Raw genomic sequence first — 17,365 nt, forward strand, 5'->3', positions numbered from 1 at the left:
CCGGCCGATCGGAAGACCGACCGGGTGGCCACCATCGAAGCCGATGGGCCGCCCGGGTCAGGACGAGGCAGCCTTCTTGCCTCGAGTCGCCCCGCCACGCCCACGAAGCGTGACGCCCGACTCGCTGAGCATCCGGTGCACGAAGCCATACGAGCGGCCGGTCTCCTCGGCCAGCGCTCGGATGCTCGCACCGGAGTCGTACTTCTTCTTCAGGTCTGCCGCGAGCTTGTCGCGCGCGGCGCCGGTTACCCGGCTGCCCTTCTTCAGAGTCTCGGCCACCCGTGCCTCCTCATGGGAAGTGCGCTCTGGTCCCCTCATGATCACCCCTCCAGGGCGGGATGGCCACCCATTCGGCAAGGTCCGTGCAACAGGGTTCTGACGACAGGAGCGCGTCCCCACAAGTGGAATCTTCGATTCCGATCGGCGGCGTCCGTGGGGCCGAACGGGTTGTTGTGCGTCGTAGCAGGTCAGAGACGCGCGACGGCCGACCCCTTGTCGAGAAAGGGATCGGCCGCGAAATGGATGTAGGACACACCTCGGTACGAGGAGATCTCACACAGATGATGGATCACCGGTGGGCCGAATGATCCAGACGAATGATCCAACGCCGTGGATCACGTATTCGATCAGGCCAGCGCGACGAGATCGGCGTAGTCGGAGCCCCACAGGTCCTCGACGCCGTCGGGCAGCAGGATGATCCGCTCGGGCTGGAGCGCCTCCACCGCGCCCTCGTCGTGGGTGACGAGGACGACCGCGCCCTTGTAGGTACGCAGCGCGCCGAGGATCTCCTCACGGCTGGCGGGGTCGAGGTTGTTGGTGGGCTCGTCGAGGAGGAGGACGTTCGCCGAGGAGACGACCAGGGTGGCGAGGGCGAGCCGGGTCTTCTCGCCGCCGGACAGGACGCCGGCCGGCTTGTCGACGTCGTCCCCGGAGAACAGGAACGAGCCGAGCGTCTTGCGGACCTCCACGAGATCGAGGTCGGGGGCGGCGGAGCGCATGTTCTCCAGGACCGTGCGCTCCGGGTCGAGGGTCTCGTGCTCCTGGGCGTAGTAGCCGAGCTTGAGGCCGTGGCCCTCGATGACCTCACCGGTGTCGGGCTTCTCGGCGCCGCCGAGCAGGCGCAGGAGAGTCGTCTTGCCCGCGCCGTTCAGACCGAGGATGACGACGCGGGAGCCCTTGTCGATGGCCAGGTCGACGTCGGTGAAGATCTCCAGGGAGCCGTACGACTTCGACAGGCCCTCCGCCATGAGCGGGGTCTTGCCGCAGGGCGAGGGCTCGGGGAAGCGCAGCTTGGCGACCTTGTCGGAGACCCGGACCGCCTCGAGTCCGGCGAGCAGCCGGTCGGCGCGCTTGGCCATGTTCTGCGCGGCGACCGTCTTGGTGGCCTTGGCGCGCATCTTGTCGGCCTGCGAGTGGAGTGCGGCGGCCTTCTTCTCGGCGTTCTGCCGCTCGCGCTTGCGGCGCTTCTCGTCGGCCTCGCGCTGCTGCTGGTAGAGCCTCCAGCCCATGTTGTAGACGTCGATCTGGGAGCGGTTGGCGTCCAGGTAGAAGACCTTGTTGACGACCGTCTCGACCAGGTCGACGTCGTGGCTGATGACGATGAAGCCGCCGCGGTAGGTCTTGAGGTAGTCGCGCAGCCAGACGATCGAGTCGGCGTCGAGGTGGTTCGTCGGCTCGTCGAGGAGCAGGGTGTCCGCGTCGGAGAACAGGATGCGGGCCAGTTCGACGCGGCGGCGCTGACCGCCGGAGAGCGTGTGCAGGGGCTGGCCGAGCACGCGGTCGGGCAGGTTGAGCGCGGCGGCGATGGTCGAGGCCTCGGCCTCGGCGGAGTAGCCGCCCTTGGTGAGGAACTCCGTCTCCTGGCGCTCGTACTGGCGCATCGCCTTGTCGCGGGTGGCGCCGCTGCCGTTGGCGATCCGCTGTTCGTTCTCGCGCATCTTGCGGATCAGGACGTCGAGGCCGCGCGCGGAGAGGATGCGGTCGCGGGCGAGGACGTCCAGGTCGCCGGTGCGGGGGTCCTGCGGGAGGTAGCCGACCTCGCCGGAGCGGGTGACCTGGCCGCCGGCGGGAATGCCCTCGCCGGCCAGGACCTTGGTCAGCGTGGTCTTGCCGGCGCCGTTGCGCCCGACCAGGCCGATGCGGTCGCCCTTGGCTACACGGAAGGAGGCGTTCTCGATGAGGATGCGGGCACCGGCGCGCAGCTCGATGCCGGAGGCGGAGATCACGGACAGACTCCAGGCGGGGTCGTTGGCGGGATGGGCGGCTGAGGACGTTCCCGCCGTCTAATGCGCGAGGAGAAGGGCCATGAGGCCCAGTCTAACGGGACCGTGCAAGCACTTCTTCTACGTTCGGGTGTTCGATCTACGCGCGCGGGTGTGCGATTCGTCGCCCCGGGACGTCCCGCGACAGCCAGGGGCCGTTGTCAGTGGTCGCTGCGAGACTGGAACGGCGGATGACAAGTGCGGATGACAGGTTCGGCAGTGGTCACGAGGGAGTGGTCGGCATGGCAGGCATGAACGGCGGGCGTCCGAGCATCTATCCGACGGTGTTGTACACCGACGCGAAGGCGGCGATCCGCCAGCTCACGGAGGCCCTGGGGTTCACGGAACTGTCCGTGTACGAGGGCGAGGACGGCTCGGTGATGCACGCCGAGCTGGTACAGGGCAACGGCGCGGTCATGCTCGGCTCGAAGGGCCGCGGCGGTGTCTTCGACACGGCGATGAAGGGCGCGGGCCCGGCCGGGGTGTACGTCGTCGTGGACGACGTCGACGCACACCACCGGCGGGCCGTGGAGCACGGCGCGGAGATCCTGATGCCCCCGACGGACCAGGACTACGGCTCCCGGGACTACATGGCCCGCGACATCGAGGGCAACCTGTGGAGCTTCGGCACGTACGCGCCCGAGATACAGGGCTGACGGCCGGGCGGCATCAGGGGCCGGGCGGCCGGGGGCTCAGCTGCCCCCGGTGTGCACCTGGAAGGCGGCCCGGCGGACGGCCTTGGCCAGCGCCGGGTCGGGATGCGCGGCGGCGAGCGCCACCAGCACCTGCACGGTGCGCGGGTGTCCGACGGCGCGCACCTCGGTCAGCAGGGCGGGCACGGTCGGCTGCAGCGCGGACTCCAGGTGGCGTACGAGCATCGGCGCCTCCCCGTGGTCGGCGACGGCCGCGGCGGTGTCGACCCACAGCCAGGTGGCCTCCTCCCGGGTGAGCACCTCGTGGGCGTCCTCCGGGTCGATGCCGTCGTGCTCGGCGAGCCACAGCAGCGCGTACGGCCGCAGCGCCGGCTCGTCGACGACCGCGCGGACGTCGGGCTCGGCGGGGGCGCCGACGACGCGCAGCGCCTCGAAGGCGAGGCCGCGCAGCAGGGCGTCGTCGCCGCGGGCGGCGAGCAGCAGTTCGGTGACGGCGCTGCCGACGGTCCGGGCGGCGAGCCAGGCGCGGTACTCGGCGCGGGCCGCGTTCGGGCGGAGCTGGGCGCAGCCGCGGAGCATGCCCTCGGCCGACTGCTCGATGTTCCCGGCGGGGCTCTGCGCGGCGACGCAGATCTGCTCCAGCTTGACCCACACCGCCCAGTTGCCCAGCGGGGTGAGCGTCGCCTGTCCGGCGCCGCAGGTGAGGGCGCCGACGGCGGCGAGGGCGTGCAGGGCCCAGTCGAGGAGGGGGGCGAGTTCGGCGTCCTGGGCGGGCTCCGCCGGGTCGGCGTCCACGGGGAGGACCGGGGCCACGGGGGCCGTGGGTTCGGCGCCGGCGTTGTAGGGGACCTCGCAGCGCTCGGTGCGCAGTTCGGTGACGCGCTGGCGCAGCAGGTCCAGGAGCTGTTCCACGGGGACGGGCCCGGCGGAGAGCTGGAGGAAGGAGAGCACCTGGGGCATGGCCGAGACGACCTCGGCGACGGCGGCGTGCTCCTGGTCCCCGGGTTCCGGGGAGGCGAGCGACCAGGCGTCGAACAGGGCGACCCAGCCGCGCAGGACGGCGCTGTCGTCGCGGTCCCAGGCGCGCAGCCGCCAGCCGGGGCGGGCGCTGCCGCCGTGCACCTCGACGAGGCCGGCCAGGCGGGCGGTGTCCCAGTCGGCGCGGATCCGGTCGATGGTCAGGCCCAGATCACTGGCCGCCCGTTCGGCGGTCGTGTCGGAGAGGGTGGCCTTGCCGTCGGTGGTCGCGGCGTCTTTGCCGGGGCCGAGGGCGTTGTCGGCCCAGCGGGCGACACGCGCCGCCGCGGCCAGTCCGGAGCGCGCCATTCTGGCCAGCTCCGCGGGGGCCGGGGTGCCCTCCGGCGGGCGGGGTGCGGGGCGGCGCGGGCGCCGCTCGTTCACAGCTGAGGGTGCGGCGGCCAGGGGTCGCGGGCGGACGAGTCGAAGCCTGGAGTCGCGCGGGATACGGGACGTCACGGGTGCAGTCTTCCGGTTGACGGTCCGAAAACCCAAACGGAATGTCACGGCGGGCTACGGGACTGGCCAACGCACGGGGTGCGGAGAGGGGCGAGGAGACGTGTTCAGGCCAGTGGCACGGGCTTAAACGGAATGGTCGGGACCGCTCCGGGCGCCCTGTACCCCGGCTCACCTGAGCAGGCCGGATCGGCGGGTCGGATCAGCGGTTCACGGGCAGTTGGGGCCGGGGGTCACATCAGGGGGGTGAGGAAGCGGCGCAGGGCTTCCTCGTAGGCCGCGGGGTCGGCGTTCCACATGGCGCCGTGCTGGGCGTGCGGGACGGTGTGGAGGGCGACCAGTTCGGGGCGGCGGTCGGCGAGGCGGCGGGAGACCTTCCAGGGGGCGACGGTGTCGTCGGGGCCGTGGAGGATCAGGGTGGGGACCGTCAGCCGGGCCGGGTCGGCGGCCGTGTCGCCGTCGTCGCCGGGGCCGCCGTGCAGGCCGGTGCGGCCCTCGGCGGCGCGGACGGCGAGCGGCAGCAGCGCGCCGGGGGTGTGCCGGGCGGCGGCGAGGGCGCGCAGGGTCGTCCGCCAGTCGAGGACCGGGGAGTCCAGCACGAGCCCCGCGACGAGGTCGCGCGGACCGGAGTCGGCGGCGGCGCGCAGGGCCATGGTGGCGCCGGTGGACCAGCCGAGCAGGACGAGGCGTTCGGCGCCGTAGCGCACGGCGTACCGCATCGCCGCGTCCAGGTCGCGCCACTCGGTCGTGCCGAGATGGTTCAGGCCGTCCGGGGAGCGGGGTGCGCCCAGGTCGCCGCGGTAGGCGAGGGCGAGCACGGGGAAGCGGCGGCGGTGCAGGAAGCCCATGAGGTTCAGGGCGTGTTCGCGGGTGGTGCCCAGGCCGTGCACGGCGATCACCCACGTGCGGCGGTCGCCGGGGACGAACCAGGCGGGCAGGGTGCCCAGTTCGCCGGGGATGTCGATGTCGGCGTGGTCCAGGCCGAGGGCGCTGCCGGGGTTGCCGACGTACAGGTTCGGCGTGAGCCAGACCGCGTCGCCGGGGTTCAACGTGCCGTGGGTGACCCGTTCCAGGCGGCGTACGACGGTGTCGGCGGAGCGCGGGGCGGTGGACAGGACGGCGCCGACGACCGCGTGGGAGCCGTTCCCGGAGAGGCCGTGGGTGCCGGGGCGCAGGGCGGCCAGGTCACGGGTGAGGGTGATCCGGCCGGCGGCCGTGCCGTGCACGGTGAGCCGGGGTTCGGTGGGCAGCGGCCGGCCGGGCGGCGCCTTCAGCGCGGCGTCGCTGGCGAACCGGCCGGCGGCGACACCGGCTGCGCCGGCGGCCAGGACTGCGGTGACGGCGGCGGCCGTCGCTTTGACAGTGCGCACCCGTCCAGTGTCCTGGCCGTCCGTCGGACCGGCCAGTGCTGCGGGCGGGCGGGTGACGTGCGACGACGCGCGGCGGCGCTCACCCGCGAGGGCAGGTGGCGGTGCTCACCCACCACCGGAAGAGGGGTGCTGGCCGTACCCGCGCAGCCGCTCCCCCGCCTCCGCGACCTGTTCCTCCGTCAGGAGGGCGGGGCTGCGGCCGGGGAGCGACGAGGCCGTGAGCCACAGCCGGCACATCCACTCCAGTTGGGCCGTGCGGTCGTAGGCCTGGTCGAGGGTGATGCCGTAGGTGAGGGTGCCGTGGTTCCGCAGGAGGCAGCCGGTGCGGTCGGCGAGGGCGCGCAGCACGTTCCCGGCGAGTTCCTCGGTGCCGTACGCCGCGTAGGGGGCGACCCGGACGGGGCCGCCGAGCGCGCCCGCCATGTAGTGGACGCGGGGCAGTTCGTCGACGAGGGTCGAGACGGCCGTGGCGTGCACGGCGTGGGTGTGGACGACCGCGCCGGCGTCGGTGCCGCGGTAGACGGCGAGGTGCATGGGCAGTTCGCTGGTCGGGACCAGGGTGCCGAGCACCTGACGGCCGGTGAGGTCGACGCCGGTGACGTCGGCGGGGGTGAGCCGGTCGTAGGGCACGCCCGACGGTGTGACCAGCACGGTGTCGCCGACGCGCACGGAGACGTTGCCGGAGGTGCCGACGACCAGCCCGTCGGTCACGGTGCGGCGGGCGGTCGCCACGAGTGCCTCCCAGGCCCGGCGCACGTCCTCGGGACCCGTACGCCTCCCCCGCTGATTCCGCCGCTCGTTCCGCTGCTCAGCCATGTCACGATCCTGCCAGGACGCCCGGGGGACGGCACGGGCCGGATACGGACACTCCTACGCCCACCCCAGTTCATCTTCCGTTCACTCAGATTGCCTACGGTCAACCGGCCAATGACCTCGAACGATTGCCTGGGTAAATGGAAAACTTCTCGCTGATCCTCGCGATTGTGGTCGTCACCGCACTCGCGTTCGATTTCACGAACGGTTTTCATGACACCGCGAACGCGATGGCCACCACCATCTCGACCGGTGCTCTCAAGCCCAAGGTCGCGGTGGCCATGTCCGCCGTGCTGAACCTTGTGGGCGCTTTCCTCTCCGTGGAGGTCGCCAACACGATCTCCAAGGGTCTCGTCGACGAGACCGGCATCCGTCCCGAGGTCATCTTCGCGGCGTTGGTCGGCGCGATCCTCTGGAACCTGCTGACCTGGCTGGTGGGCCTGCCCTCCAGTTCCTCCCACGCCCTCATGGGCGGCCTGATCGGCGCCACCATCGCCTCGGCCGGCGCCGGCGCGGTGCACGGCGACGCGCTGGTCACCAAGGTGCTGATCCCGGCGATCGCGGCGCCGATCGTCGCCGGCGTCGCGGCTCTGCTCGCGACCCGCCTGTCCTACAGCCTCGGCAGGAAGGCCGACGGCAAGGCCGCGGCGAAGGGCTACCGCGCGGGCCAGATCGCCTCGGCCGGCCTGGTCTCCCTCGCGCACGGCACCAACGACGCGCAGAAGACGATGGGCATCATCACCCTCGCCCTGGTCGCCGGCGGCGCCGTGGCCCCCGACTCCGACCCGCCCACCTGGGTCATCCTCTCCGCCGGTCTCGCGATCGCGCTCGGCACCTACCTCGGCGGCTGGCGCATCATCCGCACCATGGGCAAGGGCCTGACCGACCTTCAGCCGCAGCAGGGCTTCGCCGCCCAGACCAGCGCGGCCACGGTCATCCTGGCCTCCTCCCACCTCGGCTTCTCCCTCTCCACCACGCACTCGGTCTCCGGTGCGGTGATGGGCGCGGGCCTGGGCCGCAAGGGCGGGGTGGTCCGCTGGTCGACGGCGACCCGCATGTTCGTCGCGTGGGGTCTGACGCTCCCGGCGGCGGCCCTGGTGGGCGCGCTGGCCGAGTCGGTCACCGACCTCGGCGACTGGGGTACGGCGGTCGTGGCCGTGTTCCTGGTGGCCTCCAGCGCGGCGATCTGGAAGATCTCGCGGCGCGAGGTCGTCGACGCGTCGAACGTCAACGAGACCGATGAGCCCGATGCGACCGGTACGACCGAGGAGTCGCCGGGCGTGATCACCGCGGCGATCGCAGCGGTGACCCCGCCTCCGGCGGGCCCGGTCACCGACGGCCTGACGGCCACCATCCCGTCCCCGGCCGCCACGTCCACCGAGCCCACGGCCGTCTGAGCCCGCGCGCTCAGCACGAAGCGCACCCGGTACGAAGGAAGAGAAACAGCATGAAGATCGACTGGGCGGCCCTGGGCTCCGTCTTCGGCGTCAGTCTCGTGGTCACCGTGGGCCTCGTGGCCCTGTTCACCCTCGGCATCATGGGCCTGTCCCGCCAGGAGCGGGTCACGGCCGAGGGCGGCTCGGCCGCCCTCGCGGTGACGGGCGCCTACGCGTGCTTCGCGGCCTGCGCGGCGGCGGTGGCCTACGGGATCTCACTGATCGTCGTCTGACGCGCCACCTGAACACCCCCGGGGTGCGGGACGGATCACCGTCGCGCACCCCGTTCTCGTGGTTCCCGTGACCGCGGCAACCGCCTCTGTGTGGGGTTCTGCACACTCCAGCCTCGCAGGTCAACGGCAAGTTGACGGGTCTTCCGGGCCCGTGGTGGACTGCCCGAGCCATATACGGCGGCAGGAGAGGAAGCCGGTGCGAATCCGGCGCGGTCCCGCCACTGTCACCGGGGAGTGAACCCCGGGAGCCAGGAACTCTCGCCGCCGGTCTCGTCGAACCAGGGCGTGGACACCCTGAGTGAGGACATATCGCCATGCTCGGCTGCCGATCGAGGTTCAGTACCAGCGCACCCTCCGACTCAGCGACCGGCTGAGCCGATGCGTGCCGATCGCGTCTTCGCGTACGGCGCCGCCGCCGGCCTTCTCGGCGACCACCTGCTCGGCGACCCGCGCCGCGGCCATCCGGTGGCCGCGTTCGGGCGGGCCGCGGGCGCCGTGGAGCGGGTGTTGTGGCGCGACCATCGCGGGTGGGGGGCGCTGCACACCGGGGTGTGCGTCGGCGGCGCCGTCGCCCTCGCGGCCGGTGCCGTGCGCTGCGTACGGTCCTCCCGCACCGCCTCCGTCGCCCTCACCGCCGCCGCCACCTGGGCCGTCGTCGGCGGGACCTCGCTCGCGCGCGAGGCGCGGGCCGTCGGGCGGGCGCTGGAGGCCGGGGACGTCGAAGGGGCCAGGGCGCGGCTGCCGCATCTGTGCGGCCGGGATCCGCAGGCGCTGGACGCCGACGGGATCGCCCGGGCCGTCGTCGAGTCAGTCGCCGAGAACACCTCGGACGCCGTGGTGGGGGCCCTGGTGTGGGGAGCCGTGGGCGGGGTGCCCGGGCTCGTCGGGTTCCGCGCCGTGAACACGCTCGACGCCATGGTCGGGCACAAGTCGCCCAGACACCGGCGCTACGGCTGGGCCTCCGCCCGTCTCGACGACGTGGCCGGCTGGCCGGGCGCCCGCCTCACCGCCGTCCTCGCGGCCGCCGCCGGCGACGATCCGCGGGGCGCCGTGCGCGCCTGGCGCACCGACGCCGCCAAGCACCCGAGCCCGAACGCCGGTCCCGTGGAGGCCTCGTTCGCGGGCGCCCTCGGGGTGCGGCTGGGCGGGACGCTGTCCTACGGCGGGCGGGTGGAGCACCGGCCCGTGCTCAACTCCCCGGGCCGCGCCGTGGACGTACCCGACATCGAGCGGGCCGTACGGCTCTCCCGGCGCGTCGGGCTGCTCGCCCTCGGCGTCGGGGTCGCCGGGCGGCTTCTCGCGAAGGGACGCAGGTCATGACGGGCGGCGGGCTGCTGGTCGCCGGCACCACCTCCGACGCCGGCAAGAGCGTCGTCACGGCCGGCATCTGCCGGTGGCTGGTGCGGCAAGGGGTGAAGGTCGCGCCCTTCAAGGCGCAGAACATGTCCCTCAATTCGTTCGTCACGCGCGAAGGCGCCGAGATCGGGCGGGCCCAGGCCATGCAGGCCCAGGCCTGCCGGGTCGAGCCGACCGCGCTGATGAACCCGGTGCTGCTCAAGCCCGGCGGCGAGCAGAGCAGCCAGGTGGTGCTGCTCGGGAAGCCCGTCGGGGAGCTCAGTGCCCGGGGGTATCACGGGGGGCGGCAGCAGAAACTCCTCGGAACCGTTCTCGACTGCCTCGCCGAGTTGCGGGGCACGTATGACGCGGTGATCTGTGAGGGGGCCGGCTCTCCTGCCGAGATCAATCTTCGGCGGACCGACATCGTGAACATGGGGATCGCGCGGGGCGCGCGGCTGCCCGTGCTCGTCGTCGGCGACATCGACCGCGGCGGGGTCTTCGCGTCCTTCTTCGGGACGGTCGCGCTGCTCTCGCCAGAGGACCAGGAACTCGTCGCCGGGTTCCTCGTCAACAAGTTCCGCGGGGACGTCTCCCTGCTGGAGCCGGGCCTCGACATGCTGCACGGGCTCACCGGGCGGCGGACGTACGGTGTGCTGCCGTTCCGGCACGGCCTCGGCATCGACGAGGAGGACGGCCTGCGCGTCTCCCTGCGCGGGACCGTGCGGGAGTCGAACACCGCCCCGCCCGTCGGCGAGGACGTGCTGCGGGTCGCCGTCTGCGCGATCCCGCTCATGTCCAACTTCACCGACGTGGACGCGCTGGCCGCCGAACCGGGCGTCGTCGTGCGGTTCGTGGACCGGCCCGAGGAACTGGCCGACGCCGACCTGGTCGTCGTACCGGGGACCCGGGGGACCGTGCGCGCCCTGGAGTGGCTGCGGGAACGCGGCCTCGCCGACGCCCTGCGCCGCCGGGCCGCCGAGCAGCGGCCCGTCCTCGGCGTCTGCGGCGGTTTCCAGATCCTCGGCGAGCACATCGAGGACGACGTCGAGAGCCGGCTCGGACAGGTCGACGGGCTCGGCCTCCTGCCCGTCCGGGTGCGGTTCGCCCGCGAGAAGACCCTCACCCGGCCCGTCGGGGAAGCCCTCGGCGAGCCGGTCGAGGGGTACGAGATCCATCACGGGGTCGCCGAGGTCACGGGCGGCGAGGCCTTCTTGGACGGCTGCCGGGTCGGCTCCGTCTGGGGCACGCACTGGCACGGCTCGCTGGAGTCGGACGGGTTCCGGCGGGCGTTTCTGCGCGAGGTGGCGGCCGCCGCGGGCCGGCGTTTCGTGCCCGCCGCCGACACCTCGTTCGCCGGGCTGCGCGAGGAGCAGCTCGACCGGCTCGGCGACCTGATCGAACAGCACGCGGACACCGACGCGCTCTGGCGGCTCATCGAGTCGGGCGCGCCGCAAGGACTGCCTTTCATTCCACCGGGAGCGCCCGCATGAGCACAGTGTTGTTGTTGTCGACCGCCGACACCGATCTGCTGGCGGCCCGGGCCGCCGCCGGCGCCGACTACCGGATCGGCAACCCGACCCGGGTGGACGTGGCGCAGGAGCTGCCCGCACTGCTCGACGGCGCGGACATCGCCGTCGTACGGCTGCTCGGCGGGAAGCGGGCCTGGGAGGACGGGCTCGCCGCGCTGAGGGCGTCCGGTGTGCCGACGGTGCTGCTGGGCGGCGAGAGCGTGCCGGACGCGGAGCTGATGGCCGAGTCGTCCGTCCCCGCCGGTGTGGTGGCGGAGGCGCTGCGGTACCTCGTCGAGGGCGGGCCGGACAACCTGACCGAACTCGCCCGGTTCCTCTCCGACACCGTGCTGCTGACGGGCGAGGGGTTCGTCGAGCCGCGGAAGATGCCCGAGTACGGCGTCCACGGCGAGCGTGCGTCCGTCGAGGGGCGGCCGACCATCGGGGTGCTCTTCTACCGGGCCCACGAGTTGAGCGGCAACACCGGCTTCGTGGACACCCTGTGCGACGCGATCGAGTCGAAGGGCGCCAACGCCCTTCCCGTGTACTGCGGTTCGCTGCGCGGCGCGGACCCGGAGCTGTACGAGATCCTCGGCAAGGCAGACACGCTGGTCGCCACGGTCCTGGCCGCCGGCGGCACGCACGCCTCGCAGGCCTCGGCGGGCGGGGACGAGGAGGCCTGGGACATCGGGGCGCTCGCCGACCTCGACGTGCCCGTCCTGCAAGGGCTTTGCCTGACGTCGTCGAAGAGCGCGTGGCAGGAGTCCGACGCCGCTGTCTCCCCCATGGACGCGGCGATGCAGGTCGCCATCCCGGAGTTCGACGGCCGGATCATCACGGTGCCCTTCTCCTTCAAGGAGCAGGGCCCGGACGACGTCCCGGTGTACGTCGCCGACCCCGAGCGGGCCGCACGGGTCGCCGGAATCGCCGTGCGGCACGCGCGGTTGAAGTACAAGCCGAACGCCGAGAAGAAGCTCGCGCTCGTCTTCACCGCCTACCCGACCAAGCACTCGCGGGTCGGCAACGCCGTCGGCCTTGACACGCCCGCCTCGGCCGTCCGGGTGCTGGACGCGCTGCGCGACTCGGGGTACGGCGTCACCGAACACCCCGACAACGGCGACGAGTTGATCCACCGGCTCATCAACGCCGGTGGCCACGACGTCGAATGGCTCACCGAGGAGCAGTTGGCCGCCGCGCCCGCGCGCGTGCCGCTCGCCGACTACCGGGCCTGGTTCGACAAGCTGGACGGCGAGTTGCGCAACGGCATGCTGGAGGCGTGGGGCGAGCCGCCGGGCAACCTGTACGTCGACGGCGACGACATCGTGCTGGCCTCCCTCCAGTTCGGGAACGTCGTCGTGATGATCCAGCCGCCGCGCGGCTTCGGCGAGAACCCCATCGCGATCTACCACGACCCCGACATGCCGCCGTCGCACCACTACATGGCCGCCTACCGGTGGCTGGAGGCCGCGACGTCGGAAGGGGGCTTCGGCGCGGACGCGATCGTGCACATGGGCAAGCACGGCACGATGGAGTGGCTGCCGGGCAAGGGCCTCGGGCTGAGCGGCGGCTGTGCGCCGGACGCCGTGCTCGGCGAACTGCCGCTGATCTACCCCTTCATCGTCAACGACCCCGGCGAGGGCACCCAGGCCAAGCGGCGTGGGCACGCCACCGTCGTCGACCACCTCGTCCCGCCGATGGCGCGCGCCGACACCTACGGCGACCTGGCCAAGCTGGAGCAGCTCCTCGACGAGTACGCGCTCGTCTCCGACCTGGACCCGACGAAGGCGCCGGCGGTGCGCGCGCAGATCTGGACGCTGGTGAAGGCGGCCGAGCTGCACCACGACCTGCACGTCGACGACCAGCCGGACGACGAGGCGTTCGACGAGTTCGTCATGCACATCGACGGCTATCTGTGCGAGATCAAGGACGTGCAGATCCGGGACGGCCTGCACATCCTCGGCGGCGGGCCGGTCGACGAGGCGCGGGTCAACCTCGTGCTGGCCGTGCTGCGCGCCTCGCAGGTGTGGGGCGGCACGGCGAACGCCCTGCCGGGGCTGCGAGCCTGCCTCGCCGAGCACTTCGGCCTGGTCGAGAAGGAACTGCTCGCCGAGCCGGGCGCGCCGGTGAAGGCGCCGGTGGAGCTGACCGACCTGGTCGAGGGGCCGGCCCGTTCGGCGGCCGACGCGATCGACCTGCTGGAGCAGCTGTGCCGTCGGTTCGCGGAGGGCATGGAGGAGCGGGGCTGGCAGACGGCCACCGTGCCCGCGCTGGTGCGCGAGGTCGTGGGCACCGAACTCCCGGACGCCGTCGCGGTGTTGGAGTTCGCCTGCACCGAGGTCGTACCGCGGCTGGCGAGGACGACCGACGAGATCGACCACATCCTCAAGGCCCTGAACGGCGGTTACATCCCGGCCGGCCCGTCGGGCTCGCCGACCCGCGGCCTGGTCAACGTCCTGCCGACCGGCCGCAACTTCTACTCGGTCGACCCCAAGGCCATTCCGTCCAGGCTGAGTTGGGAGGTCGGCCAGGCGCTGGCCGACTCCCTCGTGCAGCGCTACCTCCAGGACAACGGTGAGTACCCGAAGTCCGTCGGCCTGACGGTCTGGGGCACGTCCGCGATGCGCACCCAGGGCGACGACATCGCCGAGATCCTGGCACTGCTGGGCTGCCGCCCGGTGTGGGACGACGCCTCGCGCCGGGTCACCGGCTTCGAGGTGGTGCCGGTGACGGAGCTGGGCCGGCCGCGCATCGACGTCACGGTCCGCATCTCCGGGTTCTTCCGGGACGCGTTCCCGCACGTGGTCGGGCTGATCGACGACGCGGTGCGGGCGGTGGCGGATCTGGACGAACCCGCGGACTCCAACTACGTACGCGCCCACGTCGACGAGGACACCGCCGACCACGGCGACCGACGCCGCGCGAGCGCCCGCATCTTCGGCTCCAAGCCGGGGGCGTACGGGGCGGGTTTGCTGCCGCTGATCGACGCGCGGAACTGGCGCAGCGATGCGGACCTCGCCGAGGTGTACGCCGTCTGGGGCGGTTACGCGTACGGGCGCGGGCTGGACGGCCGGGCGGCGCGGGGGGACATGGAGACGGCGTTCCGGCGGATCGCGGTGGCGGCGAAAAATGTCGATACGAGAGAACATGATCTTGTCGACGCCGACGACTACTTCCAGTACCACGGTGGCATGGTCGCCATGGTGCGGCACCTGACGGGAGCCAACCCCGAGGCGTACGTGGGTGATTCGGCGACCCCGGACCAGGTGAAGACACGCACGCTGGGCGAGGAGACGCACCGGGTGTTCCGCGCCCGGGTGGTCAACCCGCGCTGGATGGCGGCCATGCGCCGACACGGCTACAAGGGCGCTTTCGAGATGGCGGCGACGGTCGACTACCTCTTCGGGTACGACGCCACGGCCGGGGTCGTGGACGACTGGATGTACGAGAAGCTCGCGTCCGAGTACGTGTTCTCACCGGAGAACCAGGACTTCATGCGGAAGTCCAACCCGTGGGCGCTGCGCGGCATCACCGAGCGGCTCCTCGAAGCCGCCGACCGCGGGCTGTGGGCGGAGCCGGACGCCGACACGATCGAGCGGCTGCGCGCCACCTACCTGGAGCTCGAAGGCGACTTGGAGGGTGACGAGAAGTGAGTACTCCTTTCCCGTTCACGGCCGTTGTCGGCCAGGACGACCTGCGGCTCGCGCTGCTGCTGAACGCCGTGTCGCCGGCGGTGGGCGGTGTGCTGGTCCGTGGTGAGAAGGGCACCGCCAAGTCGACGGCGGTGCGGGCGCTTTCGGCGCTGCTGCCTCCGCTGGAGGTCGTCGTCGGCTGCCGGTTCTCCTGCGCCCCCGCATCTCCCGACCCCGTGTGCCCGGACGGGCCGCACGAGCGCGCGTTCGAGACGCGGCCGTCGCGGATGGTCGAGCTGCCGGTCGGCGCCTCCGAGGACCGGCTCGTGGGCGCGCTGGACATCGAGCGGGCGCTCGCGGAGGGCGTCAAGGCGTTCGAGCCGGGGCTGCTCGCCGACGCGCACCGGGGCATCCTGTACGTCGACGAGGTCAACCTCCTTCACGACCACCTGGTCGACCTGTTGTTGGACGCGGCGGCGATGGGCGCGTCGTACGTGGAGCGCGAAGGCGTGTCCGTGCGGCACGCCTCGAAGTTCCTGCTCGTCGGGACCATGAACCCCGAAGAGGGCGAGCTGCGGCCGCAGTTGCTCGACCGGTTCGGGCTGACCGTCGAGGTCGCCGCCTCGCGGGAACCCGACCAGCGGGTGGAGGTCGTGCGGCGGCGGCTCGCGTACGACGACGATCCGGGCGGGTTCGCCGAGCGGTGGGCCGACGAGGAGAGCGCCGTACGGCAACGGATCGTCGCCGCACGGGAGTTGTTGCCGTCCGTGCGGCTCGGCGACGGGGCGCTGCGGCAGATCGCGGCCACCTGCGCCGCGTTCGAGGTGGACGGCATGCGCGCCGACATCGTCATGGCGCGGACGGCGACCGCGCTGGCCGCCTGGGCCGGGCGCACCGACGTGCTCGCCGAGGACGTACGGCAGGCGGCGCTGCTCGCGCTGCCGCACCGCCGGCGGCGTAATCCCTTTGACGCGCCGGGACTTGACGAGGACAAGCTCGACGAGACGCTGGAGGAGTTCGCCGGCGAGGGCGAGAGCGAGGGCGAAGGAAAGGGCGAGGGCGACGAGGACCCGGACCCGGACGGGCCGCCGGACGGGCCCGGTGACGGTGGGCAGCCCGCCCCGGACGCCGGTCCGCAGAGGGGTGGCGACACCGCCGCGCGGCCCGAGGCCGGCGAGGACGGGGAGCCGCAGGCCTCCGGCGCCGGGGAGCAGGCCGCCGCACGGGCTGCCGAGCCGTTCCGTACGAAGGTGCTCAGCGTGCCCGGGATCGGTGAGGGTGCCGCCGGGCGGCGTTCGCGGGCGCGGACCGAGCACGGGCGGACGACGGGTGCGCGGCGGCCCCGAGGGGCCCTGACCAAGCTGCACCTGGCGGCGACCGTGCAGGCAGCCGCGCCGCATCAGCGGGCGCGGGGGCGCTCGGGGCCGGGGCTCGTCATCCGCCGGGACGATCTGCGGCAGGCGACCCGGGAGGGGCGTGAGGGAAACCTCGTGCTGTTCGTGGTGGACGCCTCGGGGTCCATGGCCGCCCGGCAGCGGATGAGCGCGGTGAAGGGTGCCGTGCTGTCGCTGCTGCTCGACGCCTACCAGCGGCGGGACAAGGTGGGGCTGGTGACGTTCCGGGGGGCGGCGGCCGATGTGGCGTTGCCGCCGACGTCCTCGGTGGAGGCGGCGGCGGTCCGGCTGGAGTCGCTGCCGACCGGTGGGCGGACGCCGCTCGCCGCCGGACTGCTCAAGGCGCACGATGTGCTGCGGGTGGAGCGGCTGCGGGATCCGGCGCGGCGCGCGCTGGTCGTCGTGGTGACGGACGGACGGGCCACCGGTGGGCCCGAGCCCGTCGCGCTCGCGGGGCGGGCGGCTCGGCTGTTCGCCGCCGAGGGGGTCGCGTCGGTGGTCGTGGACTGCGAGTCCGGGCCGGTGCGGCTGGGGCTCGCGGGGCAGCTCGCGGGTGAGCTGGAGGGTACGGCGGTGACGCTCGACGAGTTGCGGGCGGACTCCATCGCCGGGCTGGTCAGGGACGTGCAGGGGACTTCCAGGAGGGCCGCTTAATGCCGCAGGGACAGCCGAGTGTCGTACCCGAGGACGGCCTGACGACCCGTCAGCGTCGTAATCGGCCGCTGGTCGTCGTGCACACCGGGATCGGCAAGGGCAAGTCCACCGCCGCGTTCGGGCTCGCGCTGCGCGCCTGGAACCAGGGGTGGCCGATCGGGGTGTTCCAGTTCGTCAAGTCGGCGAAGTGGAAGGTCGGCGAGGAGAACGCCCTTCGGGTGCTGGGGGCCAGCGGTGAGGGCGGTTCCGTCGACTGGCACAAGATGGGCGAGGGGTGGTCGTGGGTGCAGCGCGACTCCCAGATGGACAACGAGGAGAAGGCCCGCGAGGGCTGGGAGCAGGTCAAGCGGGATCTCGCCGCCGAGACGTACAAGCTGTACGTGCTCGACGAGTTCGCCTATCCGATGCACTGGGGGTGGGTCGACGTCGACGAGGTCGTCTCCGTGCTGCGGGAGCGGCCGGGGACCCAGCATGTCGTGATCACCGGGCGGAACGCGCCCGAGAAGCTCGTCGAACTCGCGGACCTGGTGACCGACATGTCGAAGGTCAAGCACCCGATGGACGCCGGGCAGAAGGGGCAGCGGGGGATCGAGTGGTGATGTC

13 protein-coding genes and 1 riboswitch are annotated in these 17,365 nt (G+C 72.6%); of the genes, 8 read left to right on the top strand and 5 right to left on the bottom strand.

The window, feature by feature from the left end:
• Positions 1-57 precede the first annotated feature (57 nt).
• On the bottom strand, positions 58-279 hold the full coding sequence (locus OG352_RS09655) for a helix-turn-helix domain-containing protein (RefSeq protein WP_004002281.1): 222 nt from the start codon (positions 277-279) through the stop codon (positions 58-60).
• Positions 280-626: 347 nt separating this feature from the next.
• Positions 627-2,225, bottom strand: a complete 1,599-nt coding sequence (locus tag OG352_RS09660; RefSeq protein ID WP_329216003.1) for an ABC-F family ATP-binding cassette domain-containing protein — start codon at positions 2,223-2,225, stop codon at positions 627-629.
• A gap of 278 nt (positions 2,226-2,503) precedes the next feature.
• Here OG352_RS09660 and OG352_RS09665 point away from each other — a divergent pair, with 278 nt between their 5' ends.
• The gene (locus OG352_RS09665; RefSeq protein WP_329216005.1) at positions 2,504-2,917 is read left to right on the top strand and encodes a VOC family protein; all 414 of its coding nucleotides are present in this window, start codon (positions 2,504-2,506) and stop codon (positions 2,915-2,917) included.
• A 36-nt stretch (positions 2,918-2,953) separates the two neighbouring features.
• Here the strand turns inward: OG352_RS09665 and OG352_RS09670 are convergent, their stop codons facing one another.
• The 3 genes from OG352_RS09670 to OG352_RS09680 form a co-directional block, all read right to left on the bottom strand.
• Positions 2,954-4,390 carry a hypothetical protein gene (locus OG352_RS09670; RefSeq protein ID WP_329216007.1) on the bottom strand — a complete coding sequence of 479 codons (1,437 nt, stop codon included), beginning with the start codon at positions 4,388-4,390 and terminating at the stop codon, positions 2,954-2,956.
• A gap of 230 nt (positions 4,391-4,620) precedes the next feature.
• Positions 4,621-5,757 carry an alpha/beta hydrolase gene (locus tag OG352_RS09675; RefSeq protein ID WP_329216009.1) on the bottom strand — a complete coding sequence of 379 codons (1,137 nt, stop codon included), beginning with the start codon at positions 5,755-5,757 and terminating at the stop codon, positions 4,621-4,623.
• Positions 5,758-5,862: 105 nt separating this feature from the next.
• The gene (locus OG352_RS09680) at positions 5,863-6,573 is read right to left on the bottom strand and encodes a class II aldolase/adducin family protein (RefSeq protein ID WP_329216011.1); all 711 of its coding nucleotides are present in this window, start codon (positions 6,571-6,573) and stop codon (positions 5,863-5,865) included.
• Between the two features lie 137 nt (positions 6,574-6,710).
• Here OG352_RS09680 and OG352_RS09685 point away from each other — a divergent pair, with 137 nt between their 5' ends.
• From OG352_RS09685 to cobO, 7 genes are all read left to right on the top strand, one after another.
• Positions 6,711-7,967 carry an inorganic phosphate transporter gene (locus OG352_RS09685; RefSeq protein WP_329216012.1) on the top strand — a complete coding sequence of 419 codons (1,257 nt, stop codon included), beginning with the start codon at positions 6,711-6,713 and terminating at the stop codon, positions 7,965-7,967.
• Between the two features lie 50 nt (positions 7,968-8,017).
• Complete coding sequence (locus OG352_RS09690; RefSeq protein ID WP_329216013.1) at positions 8,018-8,239, top strand: hypothetical protein; 222 nt, start codon at positions 8,018-8,020, stop codon at positions 8,237-8,239.
• Between the two features lie 138 nt (positions 8,240-8,377).
• Positions 8,378-8,516: riboswitch (cobalamin riboswitch) on the top strand.
• A gap of 101 nt (positions 8,517-8,617) precedes the next feature.
• Positions 8,618-9,559: a cobalamin biosynthesis protein gene (locus tag OG352_RS09695; RefSeq protein ID WP_329216014.1), complete on the top strand. Its 942-nt coding sequence runs from the start codon at positions 8,618-8,620 to the stop codon at positions 9,557-9,559.
• Positions 9,556-11,067 carry a cobyric acid synthase gene (locus OG352_RS09700; protein ID WP_329216015.1) on the top strand — a complete coding sequence of 504 codons (1,512 nt, stop codon included), beginning with the start codon at positions 9,556-9,558 and terminating at the stop codon, positions 11,065-11,067. Before OG352_RS09695 ends, OG352_RS09700 begins: the two co-directional genes overlap by 4 nt.
• Positions 11,064-14,735 (top strand): cobaltochelatase subunit CobN, encoded by a 3,672-nt coding sequence (gene cobN, locus OG352_RS09705; protein WP_329216017.1) that lies wholly within the window; start codon positions 11,064-11,066, stop codon positions 14,733-14,735. Before OG352_RS09700 ends, cobN begins: the two co-directional genes overlap by 4 nt.
• Positions 14,732-16,762 (top strand): putative cobaltochelatase, encoded by a 2,031-nt coding sequence (locus OG352_RS09710; protein ID WP_329216019.1) that lies wholly within the window; start codon positions 14,732-14,734, stop codon positions 16,760-16,762. The genes cobN and OG352_RS09710 overlap by 4 nt, the downstream gene beginning before the upstream one ends.
• The gene (gene cobO / locus OG352_RS09715; RefSeq protein ID WP_329216021.1) at positions 16,762-17,361 is read left to right on the top strand and encodes a cob(I)yrinic acid a,c-diamide adenosyltransferase; all 600 of its coding nucleotides are present in this window, start codon (positions 16,762-16,764) and stop codon (positions 17,359-17,361) included. Before OG352_RS09710 ends, cobO begins: the two co-directional genes overlap by 1 nt.
• The last annotated feature ends 4 nt before the right edge of the window (positions 17,362-17,365 follow it).

Origin of the sequence: Streptomyces sp. NBC_01485 (genome assembly GCF_036227125.1) — a bacterium.
Classification (GTDB): domain Bacteria; phylum Actinomycetota; class Actinomycetes; order Streptomycetales; family Streptomycetaceae; genus Streptomyces.